The organism is Alkaliphilus crotonatoxidans (assembly GCF_054658015.1).
The window spans coordinates 607,812-634,636 of record NZ_BAAHXS010000006.1; the positions used below are offsets into that span (position 1 = coordinate 607,812).

Genomic DNA, 26,825 nt, shown 5'->3' on the forward strand with positions numbered 1-26,825 from the left:
CTAGGAGTTGTAGCGATGAAAAACGAAAAAAACTATCATTTAAGTGAAATGGCCTTTGACATTGGCGGCTTTGCCCTGGAGGCAATGCTCTATGAGGCTGCCTGCTTTCCTTCACCGGGGCTGGTTTCGCCGGTTTCCAACGGTGCCCACAGGGACATGAATTATTACACCTTTATTGCCAGCAGTGCAGCCTTGAGCAGGTATTTTATTCTCTTTACCCAGAAGGGCTTTACGGCCGGTTCAGTAGAAGACATCTTTAAAGGAATCAGAAGCATAGGGCTGGAAGCAGAGAAAGAAATGTTTGAAAAAACTTTAGGAATCAACACCCATAAGGGAATGCTCTTTCTGCTGGGGATTGCCTGTGCTGCTGTGGGAAAAACCCTTTATGAACAAAAGAGCTTTGCTGATATACCGGCTTTCATCCGGCAAATGACCAGGGGGCTGGTTGAAAAGGAGCTAGCCCCCTTAAAGGACAACAGTAATCTATCCAATGGTGAACGGCTGTATTTAAAATACAAAACCACAGGAATCCGGGGGGAGGTAGAGGCAGGGATGCCGACGGTATTTGATTGCGGCTTGGCGATTTATAATGCTGCTGCTGATTTGCCTATGAATGACAGACTGGTCCATACCCTCCTTGGGATTATGGAAGTTTGCCAGGATTCCACCATATTGCATCGACATTCTCCTGAGGTGCTGGAGCTGGTTCAGCAGGAGGCCAGGGAGGCCATGGCCCTGGGAGGCATGAGAACTCCCCTGGGGCAGGGAAAGATACAGCATATGGCCAAAAACTTTGTAGAGAAAAATATCAGCCCCGGCGGAAGTGCAGACCTATTGGGCGTAACTGTTTTTTTTCACCTGGTGGAGAAATATCTCAATTCTATAAAGAATAGGGTTAATCCTTAATCCTCCCTGTAAGGGCAATAAAACACAGCCGCATACATGATTGGCTGTGTTTTTCCTTGTCTTGAATAACTGCCTTCCAGGCTTAACAGTAAATCCCTTTGAACGGAAGTATCTTATCAACTAAAGATACCCCGGCGTCTGATCAAGATTCAATGGGAATGCCCGCCAGGGATAAAACCTTCTGGGCCGTTGAATCATCCGTAATTAAAACATTAATATGCTTTCCCCTTAAGGCTCCTAGTATGGCTTCAGCTTTATATTTCCCCGCAGCCACACCAATTGTATACTTCACCTGATGCAAGGTTTTAAGATCGACACCGATAATTTTATGATTCAGCTCATTGTCTGCCGGTTCCCCGTGAATATCAAATAAATGGGCATAAATACATCCCACAGCCCTTTGTGCATTAGGCTGAAGGCTCCGGTTTTTAACGAGATAGCTTGACCACAGGGTCGATGCATAAACAGCCTCCACGGTACCAATACCCGTTAAGACAATATCACATTTACTGCCTAAAAATAAGGCGTCATTAATGACAGGCTCCTGCAGCAATGCTCTACGGGCATATTCATTATCAATGTAGAGTGGAGCATAAAGATATTTATATTTTCCCCCGTAGCTATTGGCCAGCTTTCTTATAAGCTCTGGCGAATCTATGGTGGGGTTGTTCTTGGCGGCAGAGCCAAGAACCTGTACTGCTGTAATGGGCAGCTTTGTTTTGGGTTTAATTTGCCTGATTAAATTAAAAAGTGTTTTGCCCCAAAGAACCCCCACAATGGAATTCTCCTTCATGATACTGTCAACATAGGCAGCACCAAGCTTCCCGAGGGAATATATGGTTTCATCATGGGACATCATGTTATTGTCCAAAACAATCGCATGGGTTAACTGAAAGTGCTTAATTAAAAGACCTTCCAGCTCCGATGCCCTTTCCTTGGGCTGATTAATAATAATTTCAACCACATTACGATCCCGGGCCTCCTGCAGTAGCCTCGAAACCTTAAAGCGGGTGGTGGATAATTGGTCAGCTATTTCCGATTGAGTCATATTTTGTTCATAATACATGTTGGCCAGGTTGGCTAGAAATTTTAATTTCTCCCCGTCATTTAACTTCTCATATTGGTCCATCTGATCAAGCTCCTTAAATATCTAAATTAACATTATTATATCCTATTGGTTTGTATGCTACAAGAAGCTGTGGTTAAATCAAAGGAACCGGTTTTAGTCCTGCAGCATATGTTAAGCATTATAACATATGTTAATAATATTTACATTTGTTAATTTAAAATAATCATAAATTCAATAAAATATACAAAAAATGGTATAAATTATTTACAAACTTAAACATTTGATAAAAATATCAACAAATGTTTTGACCTTTTTTCATTTTTCTGTTATGATATTTTTGAAATAGCTCTCAAGGGGTGCAGCCTTTTACAGGTCAATAATTGTAATGGGGGACTACATCATAAAGGAGCAAATTGATAAATACAACAGGAGGTGCAATTGGGCTGTTGTGAACAGTTCAATCAACAGATGGTAAATATAAGAGAAGAAGCCTTGCGATTACATCGAGAGCGGCAGGGAAAGATTCAGATTACAGGTACAATGGCCCTTGCCAATGGAGATGATTTGGCCTTGGCCTATACCCCCGGGGTAGCTGCACCGTGTCTGGAAATTGCCCACGATAAGAAAAATGTCTATGAATACACAATGAAGGGTAAAACTGTGGCCATTTTAACCAACGGAACAGCTGTGCTGGGACTGGGAAACATCGGACCCGAGGCGGGTCTGCCGGTAATTGAAGGCAAGGCATTACTTTTAAAGACCTTCGGAAATGTAGATGCCATACCCATTTGTCTAGATACAACAGACCCGGAGGAAATTATCAAAACCATTAAAACAATTGCACCGGGCTTTGGGGGTATTCACCTGGAGGACATTAAGGCGCCAGAATGCTTTTATATTGAGGAAAGGCTTAAAAACATATTAAATATACCGGTCTACCATGATGATCAGCATGGCACAGCCATTGCAGTAATGGCCGGACTATATAATGCTTTAACCCTTGTTAATAAAAGCATCGAAGAAATTAAAATCCTTATTAATGGAGCAGGGGCCTCAGGAATTGCAGTGGCGAAGCTTTTAATCAAAGCAGGAGCAAAGAATATTGTTTTATGTGATGTGGCCGGAGCCCTGGTGGAGGGAGACAGCAGCTTAAATGAATACCAGCAGCAGATTGCCAGGGTGACAAATCGGTTTCACGAAAGGGGGCCCCTTAAAGAAGTCATCAAAAACAAGGATGTCTTTATTGGGCTTTCAGTAGGAAATGTATTGACAAAGGAAATGGTATCCACCATGAATTCCAAAAGTATCATCTTTGCATTAGCCAATCCGCAGCCAGAAATCGCCCCCCAGGAGGCCAGGGCTGGAGGAGGCCGAATTATTGCCACCGGTCGGTCAGATTATCCAAACCAAATCAATAATGTACTGGTGTTTCCCGGTATTTTCAAGGGGGCCTTGAAGAGCAGGGCCCGGGAAATTTCAGAGGGGATGAAACTGGCAGCCGCCAGGGCCATTGCCCAATTGGTTTCTAAGGAAGAGCTGACAGAGGATTATATTGTTCCCAATGTATTTGATCCGAGGGTAAGCGATGCGGTGGCAGAAGCCGTTATGAAAAGGGCCTTATCAGAGGGAAATATCATTGACTGAGGGGGTCATTCGGCACGATGAAGGAGTGCGTTGATTAATGGAATTTATCAAATTAAATGAATTAATGATTGACAGAAGTGATTTAAGAGGCTGGAGGGCAGTAGAAAAGTTTCTAATTGCCCAGGGCCTCAGGCCGGAATTTCATCCGGAATATACCTATAGCCTCTGGGACGGAGAAAGGCTGGTGGCTACGGCCTCTTTAGAAGGCCAGGTAATTAAATGTGTGGCGGTGGAGGCCGATTATCAGGGAATGGGCCTGACAAATAAGGTGGTTTCACACTTGATTAATGAAGCCTACCGTCGGGGAAGACAGCACCTGTTTGTCTATACCAAGCCAGAAAATCTAAAAATATTTGAAGACCTGGGCTTCTATAAAATAGAAGCGGTACCCGATGAAGTTGTTTTGATGGAAAATGACCCCAATGGAATTCATAATTATGTTACTGCCCTGGCGGCTTTTCGCAGAGATTTACCAAAGGTGGCGGCCATCGTGATGAATTGTAACCCCTTTACCCTGGGGCATCAGTATTTGATCGAAACAGCCGCAGGGGAAAACGATCTTCTGCATGTTTTTGTGGTTTCGGAGGATCGGTCAGATTTTCCGGCTTCCATCAGACTTCAACTGGCAAAACAGGGGACTGCCCATTTAAGAAATGTCATGATCCACGAAAGCCAAAATTATTTGGTCTCTGGAGCCACCTTTCCATCCTACTTTATCAAAAAAAATAACGAGGTCACAAAAATACACACTCAACTGGATTTGAAAATTTTTGCCAACTACATTGTCCCGGCCCTGGGGATCAAACGCAGATATGTAGGAGAAGAACCCCTTTGCCCCATGACCAGTCAATATAACCATACAATGAAGGCGCTGCTGCCTGTAGCAGGGGTTGAAGTCAAGGAGATAGGCAGAAAAAGAGGGGCAGGAGACTACATCAGTGCTTCGAGGGTCAGAAGACTTCTTGGTCAGGGAATGTTAGAGGAGGTTAAGGGCCTGGTGCCTGAGACCACTTATGCATACCTGATTTCAGAAGAAGGAAAGAAAACGATATCAAAAATAAAGCAGCATCAAACTGCTTAACTATAAAGGAGGGGGAAAAATGGATATTAAAACCGCTGCAATGGCAGGTACCCTTGAATCAAGCGATATTTCAATCGTCATTGAGCCAGCTCAGGGTACAGGAATCACCATTGAGCTGAAAAGCCAGGTTGAAAAGCAGTATGGAGAACAGATTAAACGGGTGGTTATGGAAACCCTAGAAGAATTGAAGGTAACCAGCGCCCTGGTGAAGCTAAATGATAAGGGAGCCCTTGATTGTGTCATCAAAGCAAGACTTCAGACGGCTGTTTTAAGAGCTGCCGGGCTGGAAACCTTTCAGTGGGGGGAGAGTAAGTCATGTACAAATTAAGAAGAACCATGATGTATGTTCCCGGCAATCATCCGGGAATGGTAAGGGATGCCCATATCTATGGGGCCGATTCCATCATGTTTGATTTAGAGGATTCTGTTTCAATTCATGAGAAGGATGCCGCAAGATTTTTAGTCTATTATGCCCTTACTTCCATTGACTATGAAGGAGTAGAGACTGTTGTCAGGATCAACGGCCTGGATACGCCCTATGGTCAAGAGGATTTAGAGGCCATTGTAAGGGCTCAGCCGGATATTATTCGGCTACCCAAGACAGAAACGGCACAGGATGTAATTGAAATTGAAAAGGCCATAGAAAAAATTGAAATTCAAGCGGGAATACCGGTGGGTACCATTAAGCTGATGGCAGCGGTAGAAAGCGCCCTCGGAATCATTAATGCCTATGAAATTGCCACGTCAAGTAAGCGATTGGTGGGTATTGCCATAGGGGCAGAGGATTTTGTTACCGACTTAAAGACAAGCCGTTCCATAGAAGGAATTGAGCTGTTAACTGCCAGAAGTCAACTTTTAATGGCCGCCAGAGCAGCTGGAATTTATGCCATCGATACAGTGTTTTCGGATGTTAATGATGAAGCTGGCTTTATAGAAGAGGTTAAATTGATTAAGCAGCTTGGGTTTGACGGTAAATCAGTAATTAACCCTAGACAAATTGATGCTGTCCACGATGTTTACACCCCTTCCCAAAAAGAAATAGAAAAATCCATCCGTATCATTGAAGCCAGTGAAGAAGCCTTGCAAAAAGGTTCGGGGGTGGTATCCTTAAATGGTAAAATGGTTGACAAACCCATTATAGAACGGGCACAACGGGTACTGTTATTGGCCCAAGCAGCAGGCGTCTATGGGATCGAAGGAGGGGAAGCAGTTGAATCAAAATAAAATTGGCAGATCAATACCGGCCCATATTGATGGAATAGGTGAACTAACTCCCTATAATGGGCCCTATCATACAAAACCAGAGGGAAAAAGACAGGGAAGAAAGCTTTCTCAAATTTTGCCGGGAGAAAGCAAGCTGGTGGATAATTTAGAAAAGGCTATTCTAAAATCAGGAATAGAAGACGGCATGACCGTATCTTTCCACCATCACTTTAGAGAAGGAGACTATGTGGTCAACATGGTCATGGATATCATTGCCAATATGGGAATTAAAAATCTAACCCTGGCAGCCAGTTCCTTGAATAGTGTTCATGCCCCGTTAATTGAGCATATAAAAAATGGGGTTATTACTAAAATAGAAACCAGTGGTGTGAGGGGGCCCCTGGCTGAGGCCATTTCAAAGGGGTTACTGGAATATCCTATTAAAATCAGATCCCACGGCGGCAGGGCCAGGGCCATCGAATCGGGCGACGTTAAAATTGATATTGCCTTCTTAGGTGTACCAAGCTGTGATGAGTATGGAAATGCCAATGGCTACTCAGGTCAATCATTTTGCGGTTCTCTGGGCTATGCCAAGGTAGATGCCCAATTTGCCGACCGGGTCATTCTAATTACAGATCATTTGGCTCCTTACCCCAATGTACCGGCCAGTATTCAACAGACCGATGTTGACTATGTGGTAAAGGTTGATGCCATTGGAGATCCAAAGGGTATTGTTTCAGGTGCAACAAGGTATACTAAAAATCCAAAGGAGCTGCTAATTGCCAAATATGCTGCCAAGGTTATCGAGGCCTCCGGTTACTTAAAGCCTGGATTTTCAATGCAGTGTGGAACAGGTGGCGCTTCCCTTGCTGTGGCCAGATCAATTCGGGAAACCATGCTTCAAAGGGATATTAAAGCTAGCTTTGCCCTGGGGGGAATTACAAGACCCTTTGTCGAAATGCACGAAGAGGGCTTGATTGAAAAACTCTATGACACCCAGTGCTTTGATTTGACAGCGGCCAAGTCAATTGGTGTAAATCCCGGCCATTATGAAATAGATGCTTCTTTCTATGCCAATCCCCATAATAAGGGCTGTGCCGTAAATTTACTGGATATTGTGATTTTAAGTGCCCTTGAGGTGGATACTCAATTCAATGTAAACGTCATTACCGGTTCAGATGGGGTCATAAGAGGGGCCTCCGGGGGGCATTGCGACACAGCCGCCGGCTCAAAGCTTGCCATTATTGTGGCACCACTGATGAGGGGAAGAATACCAACCATTGTAGACCGGGTAAATACCGTTATTACTCCAGGCGAAACCATTGATGTGGTGGTAACGGATCGAGGCATTGCCGTTAATCCCTTAAGAAAGGACTTAATAGAAAAGCTATCTGGTAAAAATCTGCCCATCTTTACAATTGAAGAATTAAAGGAAAAGGCAGAAAAAATAACAGGAAAGCCAAAAGACATTGAATATACAGAAAAAATTGTTGGACTTGTGGAGTATCGAGACGGTACAATTATAGACGTGATAAAAGCGGTAAAATAGGAGGATCAACCATGGACATCGGTGTTAAAGCCCTGGCAATACTAACCGAAAGGGAGAAAAGAGCTCAAATACAGAAAGAATTGCTAAGGCGATATAATATGACGCTGGTGTCCTTTACTTTAAATATACCTGGGCCCGATAAAAATAATCAACAGTTCATAAAGGCTCACCAAGTGGGAGAAAGAAGATTAACAGAAAGGTTAAAGACCCTTCATAAGGCAATCTGTCATCAGGAAAAAAGACAAAGTGCTGCGGGCATAGAAGGTTTCTATTTAATTAATTGGCCTGCAGAAGAGATTAAACGGCTCGTCGTTGAGATAGAGGAAGAACATCCTCTGGGTCGACTCTTTGACTTTGACGTTTTTGACAAAGACGGAAAACAAGTTAATCGTGCTCTTCTGGGATTAAAGGAAAGAAAATGCCTGCTTTGCGATGGGTATGCAGCCCAGTGTAGAAGAAGCGGAAGACATACCCTTAAATCCCTTTTAAATCATATCTATAGACTCCTTGAGGAGTATGGCATACCCTTATCATCCTGTTTTAAAAAGGAGGGAATGGATGGATATTAATAACAGTCTCCTGAAAAATTTGAAGGTATTATATGTTGAAGATGAGCCGGAAGTCATTCAACAGATGGGTTTTTTCTTGAAAAAGCGGGTGGGGCAGCTTTTAATTGCTGAAAATGGACAAAGGGGCCTGGAATTATTTAAGGAAAACCTTCCCGACCTAATCATTTCAGATTTAAAAATGCCTGTAATGGATGGATTAACCATGGCAAGGGAAATTAGAAGCATCAGTGATGTACCAGTTATTATTACCACTGCCTTTGCAGATTTAGATGTCATCTTAAAGGCCGTCGATATAGGGATAGATAATTATCTAATTAAACCCATTAACGTCAGGGAAATGGTAGCTGTCATGGAAAAGGCCGCTAAAAAAATCCTTAGAAATCGAGGCGCCCTGGCTATGATTAAAAGTAAGGCCCTGTCAAGTGAAGAGAAGGTTCACCTGGAGGAACGAATCAAAAATGCCGTGGCCAAGTTTGTGAAAGACAGAACAGGTAAGGGGCCAAAAACAGTGAAGGCCTTTATACGGGCCGATATCATTGAGATAGAAATTATAGAAGCCTTTACAAAGCTAGAAAAGGCCCTGTTGGAATATTCCAAAAATACCTCAATTGTAAAATATAATCGAGAAATTTTTTACCAGGATCATGAAGCTGAAATGGTAAAGCTTTTGTTGGAAATTCTGCAATGGAATGTAAAGCTGATATCAGTTGATGTCAATGTTGAAAATGATCTGAATAGATTAAAGTTTACAATTAGTTAAAATACTCTTTACAAACAATTTTAGCTGGGATATAATTTACTTAGGCTAAGTTTGAAAAGGTTTTCCTGCATGAGAAAGCTTTTTAAAATAGTCGATAATAAGATAGATATATATAATTTTATAGTGTATCAATAAAGGGTTGACTTATTTAAGAAAGTCTATTGATTTAGCTTAAAAAAGCCAACACAGAAAGTATTTTCTGTGTTGGCTTTTTTTGTTGTAAAAAATAAAGGAGGGAAACTATGGAAACAACACAAAGCATTGAAAAAATTCAAAGTGCAAAAAGTGGAAGCCTGCTAAATATGAAAATGTATGGTATTCCGCTGCCCCTGTTTGCAGCCCTGGCTGTCGTTATTATTGCTACTTCTTTAACAGGTGTGCTGCCTGTAACCATTACGGGAGCATTTGCCATTACCTTAGTTTTAGGTACCATATTTGGGGAAGTTGGTGATCGAATTCCCATTTGGAAGGAATACATCGGGGGAGGGGCAATATTGGCCTTTATTGGTTCAGCTTATCTTGTTTACTCAGGAATTATGCCCGAGCAAACTGTAGAATCCATCAGTGTTTTTATGGAGGATACAGATTTCTTAACACTGTTTATCTCAGTATTGATTACCGGCAGTATTCTTTCAGTGAATCGAAAGCTGTTAATGAAAGCCCTGGTAGGCTACATTCCGACAATATTGGTGGGCGTATTGGGTGCAATGCTCTTTGGTGCCATCGGAGGCTTAGTAACAGGTGTTCCGATTAGTAATGTACTGTCTATGTATGTTCTTCCAATCATGGGGGGTGGAACAGGGGCCGGGGCATTGCCCATGAGCGAAATCTATGCCAGCAGTACGGGTAATGATCCAAAGCAATTTTTATCCTTTGCATTTCCTATTTTGACTATCGCTAATATTATTTCAATTTTTGTTGCTGCATTATTAAATAAGCTTGGAGAAAAGAAGCCCAGCTTAACTGGAAATGGAGAACTGGTTAGAGGCGAAGGCTTTGATGCAGAGGATAAGAAAAGCGATCTAAAAATAACCAACAAAGAAATTGCTGCAGGCTTACTTTTATCTGTATCGGCCTATTTATTAGGTACCCTCATGAGTAAGAAAATACTGCCCAGCATCGGCGGCGTTCAAATTCATACCTTTGCCTACATGGTCTTATTCGTATCACTATTTAATGCCCTAAACCTTATTCCCGAGGAATTAAAGCAAGGGGCTAAGAAGCTTCAAGGCTTCTTCTCAAAGCAATTCCTATGGGTAATTATGGTGGGTGTAGGGGTAGCCTATACAGACCTGGCAGAAATTATTGCCGCTGTTAATTTACAAAACATTTTGATTGCAACCTTTGTAGTAGTTGGTGCCACCGTAGGTACTGCCTTGTTTGGATATGTAGTGGGCTTTTATCCAATTGAGTCCTCCATTACGGCCGGACTATGTATGGCAAATCGTGGAGGTTCAGGGGATTTAGCCGTCCTGGGGGCTGCAAAACGAATGGATTTAATTTCCTTCGCACAGATTTCCTCAAGGCTTGGGGGCGGTATCATGCTGGTTGTTGCCAGTATTGTCTTTGGAATATTCTTTTAGCCTTATTTGATTGTATTAAGTCGAATAAAACAAAGCATGGCAGGGGCTTGGTTTACCTGTCCATGTTTTGTTTCTTATCATTTTATTCATAAAAAGACGTTATAACAATGAGGAGGAAAAAAATGTCTAAAGTAAAGATCACAGAAACCGTATTGCGGGATGCCCATCAATCTTTAATAGCTACCAGAATGAAAACAGAAGAGATGGTACCGATATTGGAGGCGCTGGATCAAATCGGATATCATTCCCTGGAGGCGTGGGGGGGTGCCACCTTTGATGCCTGCCTGAGGTTTTTAAATGAAGATCCATGGGAAAGACTCAGAACCATCAGAAAGCATGTGAAAAAGACAAGGCTTCAGATGCTGTTAAGGGGTCAGAACCTATTGGGCTATAAACATTATGCAGATGATGTGGTAACAGAGTTTATTACAAAATCCATTGAAAATGGAATTGACATCATTCGTATTTTTGATGCCCTTAATGATCTTAGAAATCTAAAGACAGCCATTGAGGCAACGAAAAAGGCCAATGGTCACGCCCAGGTAGCCATTTCCTATACCACCAGTCCAGTACATGATCAAAAGTACTACTTAAAGCTGGCCAAGGAAATGGAGAAGATGGGTGCCGATTCCATTTGTATTAAGGACATGGCGGGGATATTAAAGCCCTATGATGCCTATGGGCTTGTTTCAGGCTTAAAAGAAATTATCAAGGTGCCAATTCAGCTTCATACCCATTACACCAGCGGAGTTGCCTCTATGACCTATTTAAAAGCCATTGAGGCGGGAGTGGACATAGTGGATTGTGCCATCTCTCCCCTGGCCCTGGGAACCTCCCAGCCTCCCACTGAACCCCTGGTGGCAACCCTGGAGGGAACCCAATGGGATACAGGAATCAAACTAGATCAGTTGAATAAAATTGCCGAATACTTTGCACCATTAAAAGATTCCTTTTTAGAAAAGGGCCTGTTGAATCCCAAGCTATTGGGAGTAGATATCAATACTCTGGTTTATCAGGTACCTGGTGGTATGCTGTCAAATCTGGTATCCCAGCTAAAAATGCAAAATGCCCTGGATCAATATGAAGAAGTATTAAAAGAAGTTCCACGGGTCAGAGCTGAGCTGGGCTATCCCCCCCTGGTGACACCCTTGAGTCAGATGGTGGGAACCCAGGCAGTCTTTAATGTAATCCTGGGGGAGCGATATAAAATGGTTCCCAAAGAAATAAAAGCCTATGTTAAGGGAGAATACGGCAGGCCTGTTGGTCAGATTGACAAGACTATTAAAGAAAAAATAATCGGCAGCGAGAAGGTACTTGACCAAAGGCCTGCCGATACCATCGCCCCGCAATTAGAGGGCTTTAAAAAAGAAGTAAAAGAATTTATAGAGCAGCAGGAGGATGTCCTCACCTATGGACTCTTCCCTCAGGTAGCCCTGGAGTACTTCAAAGACAGAAGGGCCAAAAAATATAAAATAGAAAGCAACTATGTTGACATGGAACAAAAAATACACTTTGTTTAAAATACATCTTGATAAGGAGGGACCATTGATGGCGCCAAATAAAATTGAAATGTTTCGTCAGCATAAAGAAAAGCTTCAACAGGGGGGCGGAGCAAAACGAATTGCCAGTCAGCATGAAAAGGGTAAGCTTACGGCAAGGGAAAGAATTCATTTGCTCTTTGATGAAGGAACCTTTGTTGAGTTAGATAGCTTTATGAAGCATCGCTGCGTTAACTTTGGAATGGAAAAAGTAGATGCCCCTGGAGAAGGGGTGGTAACAGGCTATGGTCAAGTAGAGGGACGGCTGGTCTATGCCTATGCCCAGGACTTTACCGTAGTAGGAGGTTCCCTGGGGGAAATGCACGCAAAAAAAATCTGCAAGGTGTTAGATATGGCCCTGAAAATGGGGGCCCCGGTGGTGGGCATGAACGATTCCGGCGGAGCCAGGATACAAGAGGGAGTCGATGCCCTGTCGGGCTATGGCCAAATCTTCTATCGAAATACCATTGCATCGGGGGTAATTCCACAGATTTCCGCCATCATGGGCCCCTGTGCCGGGGGAGCCGTTTATTCACCAGCCCTGACAGATTTCATCTTTATGGTAGATCAAACCAGTCAAATGTTTATTACAGGACCCCAGGTCATAAAAACAGTCACCGGAGAAGAGGTCAGTGCCGAGGCCCTGGGGGGCGCCATGGCCCACAATCAAACCAGCGGCGTAGCCCATTTTGTTTCGGCCGACGATGAGGCCTGCATTGCTGATATCAGAAGACTGTTGAGCTTTCTTCCCTCCAACAATCTGGAGCAGCCCCCGGTCTTTGAAGTAACCGATGATATTAATCAAATTATTCCGGAGCTGGACGAAATTGTTCCAGATGATCCCAATAAACCCTATGATATGAAAACCGTCATCGGCTTAATCGCAGATCATGGAGATTTTTATGAAGTACAGCCCTATTATGCACAAAATATGATTACAGGCTTTATGCGAATCAATGGCCAAACCGTAGGGGTCATTGCCAACCAGCCCAAGGTATTGGCAGGGTGCCTGGATATCAACGCCTCAGACAAAGCAGGGCGATTTATCCGAACCTGTGATTGCTTTAATATTCCATTATTAAATCTAGTCGATGTACCAGGATTCCTGCCGGGAACCGCCCAGGAATATGGTGGGATTATCCGCCACGGGGCCAAAATGCTCTATGCCTACAGCGAGGCGACCGTACCAAAGATCACCCTGATCGTCAGAAAGGCCTATGGCGGAGCCTATTTAGCCATGTGCAGCAAAGATTTAGGAGCAGATTTAGTGATGGCCTGGCCTTCAGCAGAAATAGCAGTTATGGGGCCCGAGGGGGCAGCCAACATTATCTTTAAAAAAGAAATAAGCGAATCAGAAAATCCACAGGAAACCCGCTCAGAAAAAATAGAGGCCTACAAAAATGAATTTGCTACCCCCTACAAGGCAGCAGAGCGGGGCTATGTAGATGATATAATTGAACCATCAGCCACCCGGCCCCGGTTAGCAGATGCCCTAAATATGCTGGCCAGTAAAAGAGAGTCTAGACCTCCCAAAAAGCATGGAAATGTACCCCTATAGGGAGACCCTGAAAAAGAGGTGAAGATAGAATGAGCTTGTTAGAGAAACTACACTATGCAACAGATTCCATGACCTTTGGAGAAAGACTCCTGGCCAGCCTGCAGGTGACGGTGCTGGGAGTAGGAATTGTGTTCGTAGCCTTATTATTGTTATATTTAGTCATACAACTCATGTCCAACATATTGGCCCCCAGAAAAGCACTACCCCAGACCAAGAAGCCCCCGGTAAGCCCTGAAGTGACTGAAGCAGCTCAAGAAGAACCAGCTACAGATGATGGGGAATTGGTGGCAGTCATAACAGCAGCGGTGGCAGCCAGCCTACATACCAGTACCCATAACATTGTGGTAAAAAATATTGTGCGTAGGGGCCACCCGACCAGCCCCTGGGCCAATAATGGTTTGCATAATCTGCTAAGGAAGTAGGCCCTGATCCCGGCAGGGATTGTATGGGCTTTTGCCCTGTTTGAATATTTATACTCGAAAATGAGGAGGAAATAGATCATGAGAAAATTCAACATTTCTGTTAATGGTGTCAGCTATGAAGTAGAGGTGGAGGAAATTAAAGAAGGGGTGGCCGTCAGTCCAAGGCCGGCGGCTCCCGTTGCGGCGCCAAAGCCTGCGGCAGCGGCTAAGCCAGCTCCTTCGGCCCCTGGGGAAGCTCCTGACGGTGCCACCACAGTAACAGCCCCCATGCCCGGAAACATCTGGAAGGTTCTGGTGAAGGAAGGAGAAGCCGTTAAGCAAGGCCAGGTGTTAATTATATTAGAAGCCATGAAGATGGAAAATGAAATTATGGCTCCTGCCGACGGTGCCGTGGCCTCTCTCTATGTTAAGGAGGGCGTCGCTGTCAATGGCGGTGATCTTCTGGTGGCGTTGAAATAGACTTTTGAAGCTGTCACATTTATCTATGAAAGGAGAAACCCCCATGGTAGAAGTACTAATAGAATTTTGGGAATCCACAGGCTTTGCCAATATGACCTTACAGCATATGATTATGATTGGCATATCTTGTTTTCTGTTATATCTTGCCATCGGCAAAAAATTTGAACCCCTGCTTCTGGTTCCCATTGCCTTTGGTATGCTGTTGACCAATCTCCCCCTGGCGGGGCTGATGGATCTGGGTCATACCACCCTGAAGGCCCTGAATGAGGGAACCGCCGGTCAGGCGGCCGAGCTTCTGACCAACCCCACTGCCGAAACCCTATTGAAGGGAATTCCGGTTCAAATCTATACCGAAACCCCCGGTGGCCTGCTTCAATATTTCGCCATCGGTAATAAACTGACTATTTTCCCACCCCTAATTTTCCTGGGGGTTGGGGCCATGACCGACTTCGGGCCGCTGATTGCCAACCCCAAGAGTCTGTTTTTAGGGGCGGCAGCCCAGGCTGGAATCTTCTTTACCTTTACAGGGGCCGTTTTGATGGGCTTTAATGCCATGGAGGCCTCATCCATCGGCATCATCGGTGGAGCCGATGGGCCTACAGCCATCTTTTTAACCTCCCGGCTGGCCCCCCATCTATTGGGGCCCATTGCCGTGGCGGCCTACTCCTATATGGCCCTGGTGCCCATCATCCAGCCCCCCATTATGAAGGCCCTCACCACCAAGCGGGAGCGAATGATTAAAATGGAACAGCTAAGGAGCGTCAGCAAGGTGGAAAAAATCGTATTTCCCATCCTGGTGACCATTGTGGTATCCCTGTTACTGCCTTCAGCTGCTGCCCTGGTGGGGCTTTTAATGTTCGGTAATCTACTAAAAGAATGTTTGGTTACCGACAGACTTTCCAAGACCGCCCAAAATGAGCTGGTTAATATTGTTACCATCGTACTGGGACTGGCGGTGGGGGCCACCGCCAAGGCAGAACAGTTTATCAAGCTCGATACCATTCAGATCATTGCCCTGGGGGTAGTGGCCTTTGGTGTGGGTACCGCGGCAGGGGTATTGCTGGCTAAGCTGATGAATAAAATCCTTGGGGGCGATGCCATAAATCCCCTGATCGGTTCAGCCGGTGTATCGGCAGTCCCAATGGCCGCCCGTGTTTCCCAGGTGGTGGGACAAAAAGAAAATCCTAGCAACTTCTTATTGATGCACGCCATGGGCCCCAATGTGGCAGGGGTCATTGGCTCTGCCGTAGCGGCAGGGGTACTGCTGTCAATGTTTGGTTAATTTACTTTTAATAAATAAATCGTGCCGGTTTCGGCACGATTTATTTATTACTCTTCCTGTTCAAAAATCCCCTGAAGATGGCCATAGCCCTCCCTTTCTAAATCCTTTAGTGGAATAAACCTGAGGGCAGCACTGTTAATACAATATCGCAGACCTGTAGGTCGGGGGCCGTCGTCAAAAACATGCCCCAGGTGGGAATCACCTTCTTTACTTCTTACCTCGGTTCGAATCATTCCGTGACTCAGGTCCTTCTTTTCCTTAACGGATGCCTGAACAATAGGCTTGGTAAAGCTGGGCCATCCACAGCCTGCGTCGTACTTGTCGAGGGATGAAAACAAAGGCTCCCCTGAAACCACATCTACATAAATTCCCGGCTCATGGTGATTCCAAAACTCATTTTGAAAGGGCGGCTCTGTTCCGCTTTCTTGGGTAACGTGGTATTGCAATGGTGTGAGCTTTTCCTTTAGATTCTTCTGCGGCTTTTTTTCTTCCTTGCTCATTTCGATAAAACTCCCTTCATAAAAGCTATATACCATCAATATACCCTTAAATCGGGCTTTTCACACCCAAAAAAAACAGCCTCCCGTGGGATGCTGATTAAAAATAGGGGGTGCGGCAGAATACCACACCCCATCTGTATATTATCGGTAAAAAACATGATCTCCAATTTTTGTGACATAGGTTTTGCTTCTTACAATCCATGACCCGGCTGCCTTGTTAGGATTAAAGAAATAGGTGGCATCACCGACAGGCTTGACACCATTTAATGCCTCCTTTGCAGCCTCAATACTTTCCTGGGAAGGGGTCTTATAGAGACTTCCGTCGGCTACGGGACTAAATTGGGGAATATTTTGATGGTATTCAAAAATAACACCCTTTACAGTATTGGGAAAATCCTTTGATTGAACCCTATTTAACACAACACTGCCTACTGCTACCTTTCCCTTGTAGGGCTCGCCCCCTGCCTCAGCATGGATGATTCTTGACAACCAATAAAGGTCCTCGCTGGTTTGACTTCTAGAGGCGGTGTCGCCTCTGGACACCGGAGCAGAGCTTCCGTATAGCTTAGATTGCGTTTCGTTTCCGGCTATACCATCAATTGTGATGCCGCTGTCTTTTTGAAAAGCAATAACAGCCTTTTCGGTGACGGGGCCAAAAATCCCATCAACGTCACTATTGTAGTAGCCTTTGTCCTGTAGAGCTTGCTGCAGTCTAGTGACCTCGTTTCCACGGCTGCCAAATTTCAACGTTGTATAGCCGCTTCCAAAAACCCCTGCCAGTTGTACAGAAATAAATAGTACAACCAACAGTATGGCAACAATACGTTTTACATCTCTTTGCATAACAGGAACACTCCTTCCTAAAACATGGCTTCCGAAGTTAGCTGACGGGTTCGGGAAAGAAGGCTCCCTACCATGAAGCATGGATTAACCCCTTAATTGGTTCCTCCGTACCCAGAAAACTGGGATTCAGCAGTTGTAGTGCCATGCAATACGCTTATTATACAGGATGATATATATTATGTAAACCTTTATGGGCAAGATACCAAAATATACAATTTACATATACTTACAATTTCATGAAGGCCTTTCCTATAATTAATGAAAAAAAGGAACTCAGGTATATTTGTAGAATAATATTTTAAGGCATATTGAATAAACTATATGGATAAATAACCGGTAAAGGAGGATTCTCAATGGAAACATTTAAAGACTTTCAATACGTCAGGCCGGATATGGCTGCCCTAGAAAAGGATTTTGATTTGCTTTTGCAGAAATTCACCGGGGCCCAAACGGCTGAAGAACAGGATTCAATCATGGAAAAAATCAATGAGCTTAGAAATTATTTCGAAACCATGACAGCCCTGGTATACATTAGACATACCATCAATACCACCGATGAATTTTATGAAGGGGAAAATGACTATATTGATGAGGTCATGCCTGTTTACGAAGGCTTGGTCAGCAGATTTTACCAGGCTCTGTCTAAATCCAGGTTTAAGCAAGCCCTTCAGGCTAAATGGGGAGAGCAGCTTTTTAGAATTGTTGAAATGAAAATGAAGACCTTTGCCCCTGAAATCATGGAGGATTTAAAAAAGGAAAACAAGCTGTCAAGTCAATACACAAAGCTGAGGGCCTCGGCAAAGATCATGTTCGATGGCGAAGAGAGAAATTTATCACAAATGACTCCCTATCTTGAATCTTCCGATAGAGGGATAAGAAAGGCCGCCCAGGAGGCTTTTACTGGCTTTTTCAAAGAAAATGAAGCCCAATTTGATGAAATCTATGACGGCCTTGTGAAGGTTCGAACAGAAATGGCAAGAAAGCTTGGCTTTAATAATTTTGTAGAGCTGGCCTATAACCGCCTAATGCGGTCTGATTACGATGCTAAAATGGTAGCCAACTATAGAAATCAGGTTTTGACTGACCTGGTTCCCCTGGCTACAAAGCTGAGAAAAAGGCAGCTAAACAGACTGGGGCTAGATACATTAAAATACTATGATGAACCCTTAGAATTTTTAACAGGCAATGCGACCCCAAAGGGTGACCCCGATTGGATTATTGATCACGGAAGAACCATGTACCGGGAGCTGTCGCCGGAGACACACGAATTTTTTACCTATATGCTAGAAAAGGAACTAATGGACCTGGTTGCTAAAAAGGGAAAAGCAGGGGGCGGCTATTGCCATTACATAAGCCAATATAAGTCACCTTTCATTTTCTCTAACTTTAACGGAACCTCTGGAGATGTAGATGTATTAACCCATGAGGCAGGTCATGCCTTCCAGGTGTATAGCAGCAGAAATTTTGAGGTGCCGGAATACATTTGGCCTACCTTCGATGCCGCAGAAATTCATTCCATGAGTATGGAATTCTTTGCCTGGCCATGGATGGAGCTGTTCTTTAAGGAGGATGTAGAAAAATATAAGTTCTCTCATCTTAGTGGAGCCCTGCTATTCATACCCTATGGGGTAGTGGTAGATGAATTCCAGCATTGGGTTTATGAAAATCCCGAGGCAACACCTCAAGAACGAAAGGATATGTGGCGGGTAATAGAAAAGAAATATTTACCCCATCGTGATTACGAAGAAAATGACTTCTTAAGCCGAGGTGGCTATTGGTACAGACAGGGTCATATTTTTAATGATCCCTTTTACTACATTGACTACACTCTGGCCCAGGTGTGTGCCTTCCAATTTTGGGTCAAATCAAGAACGGATAGAGAAAGGGCATGGCAAGATTATTTAAGGCTGTGCAGGGCAGGAGGAAGCAAATCATTTTTAGAGCTGGTCAGCCTGGCAAACCTCAAAAATCCCTTTGAAGATGGGAGCATTAAGGCAATTGTTCAGCCCATTGAGGAATGGCTTGATACAGTTAATGACAAAGCACTATAAAAAGAAAAGCAATAGCTAAAGAAAGCCGGTGACCTCAGCACCGGCTTGATTAATTTAGTAGTAATTATTATTCTCTAATAATTATGCAAAAAAATTTAGTAGGGCCTATTGTAGTAAAATTTAAAATATGCTAGAATAGAATAAACGTTTAAGTAAAACGTTTTCAAAACAGATGACTGGGTGAAGCAAATGAAGATAACCATTAAGGATATAGCCAAAATGGCCGGAGTTTCTACAGCTACGGTTTCTATGGTATTAAACAACAAGGATGAACATATCAGTTCCACCACAAGACAGAGAATTTTAGAAATTGCCAAGACATATAATTATGTGCCAAATACCATGGCCAGAAGCTTGGTTACAAGAAAAACCAAGACAATCGGTCTGGTTATACCTGATATTGCCAACCCTTTCTTCCCAGAAATTGCCCGGGGAGCTGAAGATAAGGCCAATGAGGAGGGCTACAACATAATTTTTTGCAATACCGATGATGATATAGAAAAGGAACAGCGGTATATCAATATGTTAAGTGAAAAGATGGTAGACGGAATTATCTTTACTGCCTCCTCTGATCACAATTATTGGCTGAATAAGCTTCAACAGCAGGCCATTCCCATTGTGCTATTAGACCGTGATATTCCCCAGCAGGGAAGGGTGGGCAGAATTGTGGTAAATAACCAGCAGGGGGCCTATGAAGGAACAAAATATTTGATAGAAAAGGGCTATCGTAAAATAGCCATGATCAATGGAAATACGGCCAATGAAACTGCCAAAAGCCGATTGGAGGGCTATAGACGGGCCATGACGGAATTTGGCCTGAAAATAGACGAAAATAAGGTTTTGACAGGCTCCTTCAAGCGGGAATGGGGCTATGGTGCTGCAATCTGGCTGCTAAATCAAGAAATAGATTTTGATGCTGTTTTTTGCGGCAACGACTTGATTGCCATCGGTCTGGTGAAGGCCTTGAAGGATGCCGGCAAAAAAATACCCCAGGATGTAGCTGTTTTGGGCTTTGACGATATTTACATGGCAAGGCTGGTAGAACCAGAATTATCAACCATTTTACAGCCCAAATATGACATGGGCTACCAGGCATCGGCCCTGTTAATTGATATGATCGAAGGCAGAGCGCCCTTAGATAAGCTGGTTGTCTTTGATACGAAATTAATTGTCCGTAAATCCACATAATTTTTTTCAATACAAGTTAAACGTTTAAATAGGAGGGGGATCTATGAAACAGATAGCTGTGATCGGAAGCCTGAACATGGATTTGGTGGTCAAGGTAAGAAAAATGCCAAAGCTGGGAGAAACTATATTTGGTAACCAATACAAAGAAATACCAGGAGGGAAGGGTGCTAACCAAGCCCTGGCCATAGCTAGACTGGGAGGCAATATTCACATGATTGGCCGAGTAGGGGCCGACAGCTTTGGAACAATACTCCTGGAGAATTTGGCCAGGGATGGTGTCAACCTGGAGGCGGTGAAAAAAACCCCACAGGTTGCCACAGGTATTGCCATGATTATAGTAGAGGAAGAGGGCAATAATTCCATCGTTGTGGTACCGGGGGCCAATTTTTCATTAACCGTTGAAGGTCTTAAGGAAAAGGAAGCCATGGAAAAGCTGGCCGAGGCCGATATATTGCTGGCCCAGCTGGAGGTTCCCTTAAGTACAGTGGCCTTTGGATTACAGCGGGCCAAGGAGATGAATAAAACAACCATTTTAAACCCGGCCCCTGCGGTTGACCTGGATGAAGAAATCTTTAAAAATGTAGATTTACTGCTGCCAAATGAAACAGAGCTGGAAAGGCTAAGTGGTATTGCTGCCGATTCTAAGGAAAATCTGATTAAGGGAGCAAAGGTACTCCTTGATAAAGGGGTTAAGGAAATGATTGTTACCCTGGGGGAAAAGGGATGTCTGTATGTTTCTAAGGATTTAATCAAAGAATATCAGGCATATCCTGTTAAGGCTGTCGATACTACGGCAGCAGGAGACAGTTTTGCCGCCGCTGTAGCAGTGGCCCTGGCTGAAGGCAGGTCCCTTGATGAAACCATTGACTTTGCCATGCAGGTTGGTGCATTGACTGTTATGAAGGAGGGGGCCCAAAGCTCTTTACCCTATCGATCTGACCTGGCACATTTTAAAGGAGGGATAAAATGAAGCGGGGAGCATTATTGAATTCTGAAATCAGCTACGAAATCAGTAAAATGGGCCATACCGACGGAATTACCATTGCCGATTGCGGTCTGCCCATACCCAGTGGTGTAAAGCGAATTGATCTGGCATTAAGCAAGAACCTGCCGGGCTTTATTGATACCCTGGAGGTGATATTAACAGAGCTGAAAATAGAGGAGGTAATTATTGCCAAGGAAATGAAGGAAAATAGCCCTGCTCTATATGATCGGGTTATGGAAATTTTAAAGGATCAGGAGGCCCAAGAAATGGGGCCAATCAAATTGATTGAGGTGGAGCATGGGGAATTTAAAGCTTTAACCACCGACACCAGGGCAGTGATAAGAACAGGGGAGCAAACACCCTATGCCAACATTATATTAAAATCTGGCGTTGTTTTTTAGGAGCTGATACTATGCCAAATTATATTCTTGAAATGAAAAATATAACAAAGGAATTCCCCGGTGTAATGGCGCTGAATGGGGTAAGCTTCAAGGTACCGGCTGGTGGGGTAATGGCCCTGCTGGGGGAAAATGGCGCTGGAAAGTCTACGCTGATGAAGATTTTGACGGGGGTTTATCCTAAAACCTCGGGGGAAATTTACTATCAGGGGAAGCTGGTGGACTTTAAAGGGCCAAAGGATTCCCAGGAGCAAGGTATTGCCATCATTCATCAGGAACTAAACCTAATTCCTGGCTTAACCATTGGCGAAAATATTTTTCTGGGTCGTGAGCCCCGCACCTTTGGCAAAATTAATTGGAAGCAGCTCTATACTGAGGCCGAAGGGCTGCTGAACAGGCTCGGTGTCACAGAGGACCCCAGGAGGCTTTGCAAAGACCTGAGCATTGGTCAGCAGCAGATGGTGGAAATCGCCAAGGCCCTATCCCTTGATGCCAGGGTAATTGTGATGGATGAACCCACCGATGCCCTTACCGACAAGGAAACGGAGCAGCTGTTTCGTGTTATTCAGGAGCTGAGAAATGAAGGAAGAAGTATTATCTATATTTCCCACCGTCTGAAGGAAATCTTTGAAATTTGTGATGCCGTAACGGTTTTAAGGGATGGTAAGCTGGTGGGAGAACGATCTGTTGTTGATATTTCTGAAAATCAGCTGATAGAAATGATGGTGGGTAGAAAGTTAACCGAGCAATTTCCCAAAGCAACCGGGGAAATCGGAGAACCAACCCTGCGAATTGAAGGCTTGTCCAATCACTTCATTAAAGACATCAGCTTTCAGGTGAAGCAGGGGGAAATATTGGGAATTGCAGGCCTAATGGGCTCTCGAAGGACAGAACTTGCCAAAACCATTATTGGTGCCCTTAGAAAGGAAGCCGGCAGTCTTTATTTAGGAAAGGAAGCCCTATCAATCAACAGCCCCGAGGATGCCATGAAGGCAGGAATTGCCTATGTGTCTGAAGACAGAAAGGGCGACGGTTTGGTGCTGGGTCTGTCTGTTAAGGAAAACATGAGCCTTTCCAGTCTGAAAACCTTTAAAAAGGCCCTTGGTAAAATCGATAAGCAGCAGGAAAGCAATGCGGTAGATGATTTTATCAAGAGCATGGCCATTAAAACACCAAGTCAAAAGCAATTGGTAAAAAACCTAAGCGGTGGAAACCAGCAAAAGGTGTCCATTGCCAAATGCCTGATGACAAAGCCTAAAGTGCTTATATTAGATGAGCCCACAAGGGGTGTCGATGTGGGTGCTAAAAAAGAAATTTATCAGCTAATGAACCAATTTAAAGAAGCTGGAATGAGTATTATTATGATTTCTTCTGAAATACCCGAGGTTTTGGGAATGTGTGACCGTATTCTCATACTCCATGAAGGACGTATAACAGGAGAACTGTTAGGAAAAGAAGCTACCCAGGAAAAAATTATACGTTATGCCATGGGAATGGAGGTGCAATAAATGAACGAAAAGCTTCAACAGCTAATGAAAACCATGCGATCAGTTATATTGCTAATTATATTTGCTGCAATTATCGCCATCATTAATCCAAGGTTTTTAACCGTATCCAATTTGCTGAATGTATTAAGGCAAACCTCAATTAATGCTATCATTGCAGCAGGAATGACCTTTGTCATTCTGACCGGTGGAATCGACCTGTCGGTTGGCTCTATTTTGGGCTTTATAGGAGCCCTGGCGGCCTGGTTGATCGCCGCGGGAGTCAACTGGGCCCTAGTTTTGATCATCAGCCTTGTGGTGGGAACCCTATTGGGATTGGCCAACGGCTATATTATTACCCGGGGCAAGGTTCAGCCCTTTATCGCTACCCTGGCCACCATGACCCTTTTAAGGGGGGCTACCCTGGTCTTTACCGACGGTAAGCCCATCAGCATTGGTCATGGACCAGGGGCTGCAAAATTTGCTGACCTGGGTTCAGGCTATCTTTTAGGCATACCATTGCCTATCTATATGACCCTGGCGGTATTTGCCTTAGGCTACTATATTTTAAAGCAGACACCCTTTGGGCGATATACCTATGCCCTAGGAGGAAATGAAGAAGCCACAGCCCTTTCTGGAATAAACACCAGAAGAATTAAAGCCTACGTCTATGGAATCAGTGGTTTGCTGTCGGCCCTGGCGGGTATCATTGTGACAGCTCGTTTATCCTCTGCCCAGCCCCAGGCTGGCAGCGGCTATGAATTAGATGCCATAGCGGCCGTTGTACTGGGAGGAACCAGTCTGTCGGGAGGAGTAGGAGGAATCCTGGGGACCGTTATAGGGGCCCTGATTATTGGTATACTCAATAATGGCCTGAATCTGATGGATGTATCCTCCTATTATCAACAGCTGGTAAAGGGGCTGGTGATTCTGATTGCTGTATTATTGGACAGAAAGTCAAAATAGGCTTAAAGCCCTTATGTAGAAGGCTTTAACAAATAAATTAAGGGGGAATTAAAATGAAAAAGTTGTTTTCAATTGCTTTAATGCTAATGCTGGTTATGACCCTTATAGTGGGTTGCGGGCAAAGTGCCGACCCTGCACCACAGGGCAATGAAGGCGGTAAGGAGAAGATCGGATTGGTTATTTCAACTCTGAATAATCCCTTCTTTGTAAGTTTGAAGGAGGGAGCAGAGGCAAAGGCCCAAGAATTAGGCTATGATCTAGTTGTGTTAGATTCACAAAATGACCCATCCAGAGAAATATCCAATGTTGAGGATCTAGTTACTCAAAATGTTGATGTCATTCTAATTAACCCAACAGATTCCGATGCCGTAGGAAATGCCGTCAGGGCTGCCAACGCCAAGGGGATTCCTGTTATTACCCTTGACCGGGGAGCCAATGCAGGTGATGTAGTTTCCCATATCGCATCAGACAATGTTGCTGGCGGAAAAATGGCCGGCGAATTCATAGTTGAACAATTAGGAGGCAGCGGTAAAGTGGTGGAGCTGGAAGGAATTGCAGGAACCTCAGCCGCCAGAGATCGGGGCCAAGGCTTTAATGAAGCGATTGCATCAACAGAGTTAGAGGTTGCGGCAAAGCAAACAGCTGACTTTGACAGAACCAGAGGGCTTGAAGTAATGGAAAATATTTTGCAGGCTCAACCAGAAATTAATGCCGTATTTGCCCATAACGATGAAATGGCCCTGGGAGCTTTACAAGCTATTAAAGCATCAGGAAGAGATATTTTAGTAGTGGGCTTTGATGCCACCGACGATGCTGTAAAGGCAGTAAAAGACGGAGAAATGGCAGCAACTGTTGCCCAGCAGCCAGACCTTATTGGCAGTCTTGGGGTAGAAACAGCCCATCAAGTTATTCAAGGGGAATCGGTAGAAGACTTTATTCCAGTTGATTTAAAGTTAATAACAGAATAATCTTTTTTTAGATAATAGCTGGTCTAGGTAATAGGGTTACCAAAGGCCAGCTTTTTATTTATTCAGTACAATATGCATTTGTCATTATGCTGGCCAAGCTTTTAATTTAAATTCAAACTTGACAGAAAAAAGCTATCAACCTGTAGTGGGTGATAGCTTTTTTAAATGCTATAAACTAAACTTTTTAATCCATTTCAGGATCTGGATTGGAAAGAGTTGTTATTGGAGTAGTGATGGCGAGGCCAGTTAGTTTACTGGTACTGATAGAGGAATAGTCTGTTATTACTAGGGCATCTACTGCGATCAATTGAGTAATAAAAACTACAGAACATACTACTAAAGCTACTAGTTTTCTTTTAAAAATCATTATACTTCCTCCTCTAATGTTTAAAAATTCTAGCCATGTTTTTCTTCTTTGAGTATTTTGGATTTATTAATATAATCTAACAATTTAAAAGTATTATTATTTTTGCAGTATAGCTCCATATAATAAAGATATATTTCAGAAACTCTTTCACCCATAGCATTGTTTTGGACATATTTTTCTAGCCAATGGAGTGCTGCTTCAGCAGCTTGATATTCTTTATTATCTATAAGTAACTTTATTTTCAATATTGATAAATCAACAAATACATCTGTTTTAGAAACCTTTTCGGCAAGAGTTAGGCCTTTCTCGATAAGGCTATTGGCTTCTTTGATTCTTCCTAGCTTCTGTAAGGCTTTAGCTTGCTTCATATAAAGGTAAACTGCATAGTTAGGCTTTTCATCATTAATGCAATCATAGGCTAGGTTAATATAATGTAAGCTTTGTTTATAATCACCCTGTATTTGAAGCAAATCGGCATAGCTTTCGTATACTAACAATAGTAAGCTTTGTCGAAATTTTGAAGACTTTTTTATTAATTTGTTATAAAGCTTTTCTGCCTTTTGATAATTATTTATATCAAAATAAGCATTTGCTTCAATAAGAAGTATTTCGTAATAGTAATGATCTTCATTTCTATAAGATTCTTTAAACTCTTTAATTGTATTAAAGGTCATATCATATCGTTTAATTTTACTATAAGACAGCGTCTTATTTATTAGCACAATCGGTTTTAATTTATCATAGTTACTGGTATGATGGGTAACGATGGTATCATATGCTTTTTCATAATACAATATTGCCTGTTCAGGTGAATTTAGCTGATAAAGGCTAATTCCTATTAAATTGTATATTGAGGCCACCCGATGATAATTTTCTCTTTTCAAGTGATATTCCTGTGCATTGAAGAAATCCTTCAAGGCCTCGTTATATTGATAGGTCTTGTAGTGATATCGGCCCCTGGCTTCATATAGCTCTGCAACCATTTCATCCAGCTTCCATTCCTGGGCAAAGTCAATCAACTTTTGAAAGCTTTGATAAACCTGAGATTCAGTACCTGCTGCGGGCTTATCCAATAGCTGCTGCATTTCATTTAATCGCTCACGAATAATCCGTTGGGCCTGTTCGACCTCCGATTCAAGCAACAAATCCGGTGTAATTTCCTTACCAAGATTAACATAGTACTTATTTAGTGCAGCCGCAATTACCTTGGCTGTATTAAAGGTCAGGTTTCTTTTGTTATTTTCAATCATACTAATCAGGCTTCTGGTGATTTCTTCGTTTGAAATGTCCCCTTGTTTTAGTCCAATCCCCATTCGTAACTGCCTAATTTTTTCTCCTGTGCTTAATACCCTCATGTGTCAGGTCTCCCCCCTAACATATTTATCAGAAAAGTATAAATAGACGTTCTTTATTCCAGTATAGCTGTACTTAGACAATCTGTCAATTTAAACT

Annotated in this window: 26 protein-coding genes and 1 riboswitch; of the genes, 21 read left to right on the forward strand and 5 right to left on the reverse strand. The window is 43.4% G+C overall.

Translation table 11 applies throughout. The features are described 5' to 3' along the window. Window positions 1–15: 15 nt before the first annotated feature. A complete protein-coding gene (citG, locus tag ACYQ1I_RS14935) occupies window positions 16–906 on the forward strand; it encodes a triphosphoribosyl-dephospho-CoA synthase CitG (RefSeq protein WP_459766714.1) in 891 nt (296 codons plus the stop codon). Between the two features lie 142 nt (window positions 907–1,048). Here the strand turns inward: citG and ACYQ1I_RS14940 are convergent, their stop codons facing one another. Continuing rightward, entirely contained in the window at window positions 1,049–2,035 is a 987-nt protein-coding gene (locus ACYQ1I_RS14940; protein WP_459766716.1) for a sugar-binding transcriptional regulator, read from the reverse strand. A gap of 408 nt (window positions 2,036–2,443) precedes the next feature. On the opposite strand from ACYQ1I_RS14940, the gene ACYQ1I_RS14945 reads away from it, so the two are divergent. From ACYQ1I_RS14945 to ACYQ1I_RS15005, 13 genes are all read left to right on the forward strand, one after another. Continuing rightward, complete coding sequence (locus ACYQ1I_RS14945) at window positions 2,444–3,619, forward strand: NAD(P)-dependent malic enzyme (protein ID WP_459768183.1); 1,176 nt, start codon at window positions 2,444–2,446, stop codon at window positions 3,617–3,619. A 37-nt stretch (window positions 3,620–3,656) separates the two neighbouring features. Next, window positions 3,657–4,700: a [citrate (pro-3S)-lyase] ligase gene (gene citC, locus ACYQ1I_RS14950; RefSeq protein WP_459766718.1), complete on the forward strand. Its 1,044-nt coding sequence runs from the start codon at window positions 3,657–3,659 to the stop codon at window positions 4,698–4,700. A 19-nt stretch (window positions 4,701–4,719) separates the two neighbouring features. Continuing rightward, window positions 4,720–5,028 carry a citrate lyase acyl carrier protein gene (gene citD / locus ACYQ1I_RS14955; RefSeq protein WP_459766720.1) on the forward strand — a complete coding sequence of 103 codons (309 nt, stop codon included), beginning with the start codon at window positions 4,720–4,722 and terminating at the stop codon, window positions 5,026–5,028. Then, window positions 5,016–5,924 (forward strand): citrate (pro-3S)-lyase subunit beta, encoded by a 909-nt coding sequence (citE, locus tag ACYQ1I_RS14960; RefSeq protein ID WP_459766722.1) that lies wholly within the window; start codon window positions 5,016–5,018, stop codon window positions 5,922–5,924. The genes citD and citE overlap by 13 nt, the downstream gene beginning before the upstream one ends. Further along, window positions 5,911–7,452 carry a citrate lyase subunit alpha gene (citF, locus tag ACYQ1I_RS14965; protein ID WP_459766724.1) on the forward strand — a complete coding sequence of 514 codons (1,542 nt, stop codon included), beginning with the start codon at window positions 5,911–5,913 and terminating at the stop codon, window positions 7,450–7,452. The genes citE and citF overlap by 14 nt, the downstream gene beginning before the upstream one ends. An 11-nt stretch (window positions 7,453–7,463) precedes the next feature. Further along, window positions 7,464–8,021, forward strand: coding sequence for a citrate lyase holo-[acyl-carrier protein] synthase (citX, locus tag ACYQ1I_RS14970; protein ID WP_459766726.1), 558 nt, complete (start codon window positions 7,464–7,466; stop codon window positions 8,019–8,021). Then, the gene (locus ACYQ1I_RS14975) at window positions 8,011–8,781 is read left to right on the forward strand and encodes a Na-translocating system protein MpsC family protein (RefSeq protein ID WP_459766728.1); all 771 of its coding nucleotides are present in this window, start codon (window positions 8,011–8,013) and stop codon (window positions 8,779–8,781) included. The genes citX and ACYQ1I_RS14975 overlap by 11 nt, the downstream gene beginning before the upstream one ends. Window positions 8,782–9,023: 242 nt before the next feature. Further along, a complete protein-coding gene (gene citS, locus ACYQ1I_RS14980) occupies window positions 9,024–10,364 on the forward strand; it encodes a citrate/sodium symporter CitS (RefSeq protein WP_459766730.1) in 1,341 nt (446 codons plus the stop codon). A 122-nt stretch (window positions 10,365–10,486) separates the two neighbouring features. Continuing rightward, window positions 10,487–11,884 (forward strand): oxaloacetate decarboxylase subunit alpha, encoded by a 1,398-nt coding sequence (locus tag ACYQ1I_RS14985; RefSeq protein ID WP_459766732.1) that lies wholly within the window; start codon window positions 10,487–10,489, stop codon window positions 11,882–11,884. A 28-nt stretch (window positions 11,885–11,912) separates the two neighbouring features. Beyond that, window positions 11,913–13,460 (forward strand): acyl-CoA carboxylase subunit beta, encoded by a 1,548-nt coding sequence (locus tag ACYQ1I_RS14990; RefSeq protein ID WP_459766734.1) that lies wholly within the window; start codon window positions 11,913–11,915, stop codon window positions 13,458–13,460. Window positions 13,461–13,489: 29 nt separating this feature from the next. Beyond that, window positions 13,490–13,882, forward strand: a complete 393-nt coding sequence (locus ACYQ1I_RS14995; protein WP_459766736.1) for an OadG family protein — start codon at window positions 13,490–13,492, stop codon at window positions 13,880–13,882. Between the two features lie 78 nt (window positions 13,883–13,960). Continuing rightward, on the forward strand, window positions 13,961–14,341 hold the full coding sequence (locus ACYQ1I_RS15000) for a biotin/lipoyl-containing protein (protein ID WP_459766738.1): 381 nt from the start codon (window positions 13,961–13,963) through the stop codon (window positions 14,339–14,341). A 43-nt stretch (window positions 14,342–14,384) separates the two neighbouring features. Continuing rightward, complete coding sequence (locus ACYQ1I_RS15005; RefSeq protein ID WP_459766740.1) at window positions 14,385–15,623, forward strand: sodium ion-translocating decarboxylase subunit beta; 1,239 nt, start codon at window positions 14,385–14,387, stop codon at window positions 15,621–15,623. Between the two features lie 47 nt (window positions 15,624–15,670). On the opposite strand, the gene msrB is transcribed toward ACYQ1I_RS15005, so the two are convergent. Both msrB and ACYQ1I_RS15015 read right to left on the reverse strand, forming a co-directional pair. Then, entirely contained in the window at window positions 15,671–16,123 is a 453-nt protein-coding gene (gene msrB / locus ACYQ1I_RS15010; RefSeq protein WP_459766742.1) for a peptide-methionine (R)-S-oxide reductase MsrB, read from the reverse strand. A 141-nt stretch (window positions 16,124–16,264) separates the two neighbouring features. Beyond that, window positions 16,265–16,966: a cell wall hydrolase gene (locus ACYQ1I_RS15015; RefSeq protein ID WP_459766744.1), complete on the reverse strand. Its 702-nt coding sequence runs from the start codon at window positions 16,964–16,966 to the stop codon at window positions 16,265–16,267. An 11-nt stretch (window positions 16,967–16,977) separates the two neighbouring features. Beyond that, window positions 16,978–17,108: riboswitch (cyclic di-AMP (ydaO/yuaA leader) on the reverse strand. Between the two features lie 211 nt (window positions 17,109–17,319). On the opposite strand from ACYQ1I_RS15015, the gene ACYQ1I_RS15020 reads away from it, so the two are divergent. From ACYQ1I_RS15020 to rbsB, 7 genes are all read left to right on the forward strand, one after another. Next, entirely contained in the window at window positions 17,320–19,017 is a 1,698-nt protein-coding gene (locus ACYQ1I_RS15020; protein WP_459766746.1) for a M3 family oligoendopeptidase, read from the forward strand. A gap of 189 nt (window positions 19,018–19,206) precedes the next feature. Beyond that, window positions 19,207–20,205 carry a LacI family DNA-binding transcriptional regulator gene (locus ACYQ1I_RS15025; RefSeq protein ID WP_459766748.1) on the forward strand — a complete coding sequence of 333 codons (999 nt, stop codon included), beginning with the start codon at window positions 19,207–19,209 and terminating at the stop codon, window positions 20,203–20,205. Window positions 20,206–20,248: 43 nt separating this feature from the next. Next, window positions 20,249–21,175, forward strand: a complete 927-nt coding sequence (rbsK, locus tag ACYQ1I_RS15030; RefSeq protein WP_459766750.1) for a ribokinase — start codon at window positions 20,249–20,251, stop codon at window positions 21,173–21,175. Then, window positions 21,172–21,591, forward strand: coding sequence for a D-ribose pyranase (gene rbsD, locus ACYQ1I_RS15035; RefSeq protein ID WP_459766752.1), 420 nt, complete (start codon window positions 21,172–21,174; stop codon window positions 21,589–21,591). The genes rbsK and rbsD overlap by 4 nt, the downstream gene beginning before the upstream one ends. A gap of 11 nt (window positions 21,592–21,602) precedes the next feature. Next, window positions 21,603–23,096, forward strand: coding sequence for a ribose ABC transporter ATP-binding protein RbsA (rbsA, locus tag ACYQ1I_RS15040; protein ID WP_459766754.1), 1,494 nt, complete (start codon window positions 21,603–21,605; stop codon window positions 23,094–23,096). Next, complete coding sequence (rbsC, locus tag ACYQ1I_RS15045) at window positions 23,097–24,038, forward strand: ribose ABC transporter permease (RefSeq protein WP_459766756.1); 942 nt, start codon at window positions 23,097–23,099, stop codon at window positions 24,036–24,038. A gap of 53 nt (window positions 24,039–24,091) precedes the next feature. Beyond that, entirely contained in the window at window positions 24,092–25,006 is a 915-nt protein-coding gene (gene rbsB / locus ACYQ1I_RS15050) for a ribose ABC transporter substrate-binding protein RbsB (RefSeq protein ID WP_459766758.1), read from the forward strand. A gap of 184 nt (window positions 25,007–25,190) precedes the next feature. Here rbsB and ACYQ1I_RS15055 read toward each other — a convergent pair whose 3' ends face one another. Continuing rightward, the gene (locus ACYQ1I_RS15055) at window positions 25,191–25,373 is read right to left on the reverse strand and encodes a hypothetical protein (RefSeq protein ID WP_459766760.1); all 183 of its coding nucleotides are present in this window, start codon (window positions 25,371–25,373) and stop codon (window positions 25,191–25,193) included. A 29-nt stretch (window positions 25,374–25,402) separates the two neighbouring features. Then, window positions 25,403–26,728 carry a helix-turn-helix domain-containing protein gene (locus tag ACYQ1I_RS15060; protein WP_459766762.1) on the reverse strand — a complete coding sequence of 442 codons (1,326 nt, stop codon included), beginning with the start codon at window positions 26,726–26,728 and terminating at the stop codon, window positions 25,403–25,405. Window positions 26,729–26,825: the final 97 nt, after the last annotated feature.

What these genes read in the sequence shown, in the direction of transcription:
- ACYQ1I_RS14945 (WP_459768183.1), top strand. Translation starts at nt 2,444, where the DNA reads ATGGTAAATATAAGAGAAGAAGCCTTGCGATTACATCGAGAGCGGCAG.
- ACYQ1I_RS14990 (WP_459766734.1), top strand. Translation starts at nt 11,913, where the DNA reads ATGGCGCCAAATAAAATTGAAATGTTTCGTCAGCATAAAGAAAAGCTT.
- rbsB (WP_459766758.1), top strand. Translation starts at nt 24,092, where the DNA reads ATGAAAAAGTTGTTTTCAATTGCTTTAATGCTAATGCTGGTTATGACC.
- rbsA (WP_459766754.1), top strand. Translation starts at nt 21,603, where the DNA reads ATGCCAAATTATATTCTTGAAATGAAAAATATAACAAAGGAATTCCCC.
- rbsC (WP_459766756.1), top strand. Translation starts at nt 23,097, where the DNA reads ATGAACGAAAAGCTTCAACAGCTAATGAAAACCATGCGATCAGTTATA.
- ACYQ1I_RS15015 (WP_459766744.1), bottom strand. Translation starts at nt 16,966, where the DNA reads ATGCAAAGAGATGTAAAACGTATTGTTGCCATACTGTTGGTTGTACTA.
- ACYQ1I_RS15020 (WP_459766746.1), top strand. Translation starts at nt 17,320, where the DNA reads ATGGAAACATTTAAAGACTTTCAATACGTCAGGCCGGATATGGCTGCC.
- citX (WP_459766726.1), top strand. Translation starts at nt 7,464, where the DNA reads ATGGACATCGGTGTTAAAGCCCTGGCAATACTAACCGAAAGGGAGAAA.
- ACYQ1I_RS14985 (WP_459766732.1), top strand. Translation starts at nt 10,487, where the DNA reads ATGTCTAAAGTAAAGATCACAGAAACCGTATTGCGGGATGCCCATCAA.
- ACYQ1I_RS15055 (WP_459766760.1), bottom strand. Translation starts at nt 25,373, where the DNA reads ATGATTTTTAAAAGAAAACTAGTAGCTTTAGTAGTATGTTCTGTAGTT.
- citE (WP_459766722.1), top strand. Translation starts at nt 5,016, where the DNA reads ATGTACAAATTAAGAAGAACCATGATGTATGTTCCCGGCAATCATCCG.
- ACYQ1I_RS14940 (WP_459766716.1), bottom strand. Translation starts at nt 2,035, where the DNA reads ATGGACCAATATGAGAAGTTAAATGACGGGGAGAAATTAAAATTTCTA.
- ACYQ1I_RS14995 (WP_459766736.1), top strand. Translation starts at nt 13,490, where the DNA reads ATGAGCTTGTTAGAGAAACTACACTATGCAACAGATTCCATGACCTTT.
- citS (WP_459766730.1), top strand. Translation starts at nt 9,024, where the DNA reads ATGGAAACAACACAAAGCATTGAAAAAATTCAAAGTGCAAAAAGTGGA.
- citC (WP_459766718.1), top strand. Translation starts at nt 3,657, where the DNA reads ATGGAATTTATCAAATTAAATGAATTAATGATTGACAGAAGTGATTTA.
- ACYQ1I_RS15000 (WP_459766738.1), top strand. Translation starts at nt 13,961, where the DNA reads ATGAGAAAATTCAACATTTCTGTTAATGGTGTCAGCTATGAAGTAGAG.
- ACYQ1I_RS15060 (WP_459766762.1), bottom strand. Translation starts at nt 26,728, where the DNA reads ATGAGGGTATTAAGCACAGGAGAAAAAATTAGGCAGTTACGAATGGGG.
- citG (WP_459766714.1), top strand. Translation starts at nt 16, where the DNA reads ATGAAAAACGAAAAAAACTATCATTTAAGTGAAATGGCCTTTGACATT.
- rbsK (WP_459766750.1), top strand. Translation starts at nt 20,249, where the DNA reads ATGAAACAGATAGCTGTGATCGGAAGCCTGAACATGGATTTGGTGGTC.
- ACYQ1I_RS15005 (WP_459766740.1), top strand. Translation starts at nt 14,385, where the DNA reads ATGGTAGAAGTACTAATAGAATTTTGGGAATCCACAGGCTTTGCCAAT.
- rbsD (WP_459766752.1), top strand. Translation starts at nt 21,172, where the DNA reads ATGAAGCGGGGAGCATTATTGAATTCTGAAATCAGCTACGAAATCAGT.
- ACYQ1I_RS15025 (WP_459766748.1), top strand. Translation starts at nt 19,207, where the DNA reads ATGAAGATAACCATTAAGGATATAGCCAAAATGGCCGGAGTTTCTACA.
- citD (WP_459766720.1), top strand. Translation starts at nt 4,720, where the DNA reads ATGGATATTAAAACCGCTGCAATGGCAGGTACCCTTGAATCAAGCGAT.
- ACYQ1I_RS14975 (WP_459766728.1), top strand. Translation starts at nt 8,011, where the DNA reads ATGGATATTAATAACAGTCTCCTGAAAAATTTGAAGGTATTATATGTT.
- msrB (WP_459766742.1), bottom strand. Translation starts at nt 16,123, where the DNA reads ATGAGCAAGGAAGAAAAAAAGCCGCAGAAGAATCTAAAGGAAAAGCTC.